Raw genomic sequence first — 745 nt, forward strand, 5'->3', positions numbered from 1 at the left:
TCCTGCTTTTCGCTCCCGCCAGTCTTGCAGCGCGGCAATCCGGCGAACGGCGGTGCGTCCGACAAGGCGACGAAGGCTGTTCTCAGGGCTTCCGCTTCGGCCCGGTCAGAAACCTGCAAATCGGTTGGCCGGGCTGTAATTGCGCTGCGGGTCACGCCAACCGAAAGATCATCCCCCGTCTCCGACGGCAGGTAGAGGAACCCAAGGCCCGAATCCGCGTCGCGGCACTCGTGCAGGCCCGGGTCGCCCGCAATCAGTTCGGCGCAGACGAACCCCGCCGGGTCAAACCGCCCGTGGGGTGTGAATGAAGCCATGATCTGTGCGGCAAACCGGCCAAGTCTTGCCTCGGTGCCGTCCTCTGCCGAAGCGGAACCGACAGCAAGAATGGCCAGACCAATGGTCAGGCACATCGCTCCCGCAGTCCGCGCGGACCTGGTTAACGCCCTATGAATGTCCGCGCCCAAGCCATTGATTCCCAAGTGATCGCAACAGTGTCCTGCGTGGACACTCTCTCAGAGCGTCATACCAACCTTCCGCCCCTCATGGAAAGCATAGGCCGCCAGCCGCGGCGCCGCGCAGTCCCCCACCCGGTGCAGCACCTTCCCCGGGATCACCTCCGGCAGCACCTCGAACGCCCGGTTCGTCGTCGCCATCACCAGGGCCGAGGCCGCGATCACCTCCTCCTCCCCGGTCAGGAACGACCGCACGGTCACCCCGTTCCCGTGCCAGCGGACCAGCCGATGCT

The 745-nt window shown here is 65.6% G+C and carries 2 protein-coding genes; both read right to left on the minus strand.

Annotation, left to right across the window (positions count from 1 at the left end):
- Nucleotides 1-410 (minus strand): hypothetical protein (locus tag ACLD7X_RS17485; RefSeq protein WP_411424963.1); only part of this gene is annotated, 410 nt, incomplete at its 3' end.
- A gap of 102 nt (nt 411-512) precedes the next feature.
- On the minus strand, nt 513-745 hold a 233-nt coding region (locus ACLD7X_RS17490), incomplete at its 5' end, for a hypothetical protein (RefSeq protein ID WP_411424964.1).

Origin of the sequence: Aphanothece microscopica RSMan92, assembly GCF_046613545.2 — a bacterium.
GTDB lineage: Bacteria > Cyanobacteriota > Cyanobacteriia > PCC-6307 > Cyanobiaceae > NIES-981.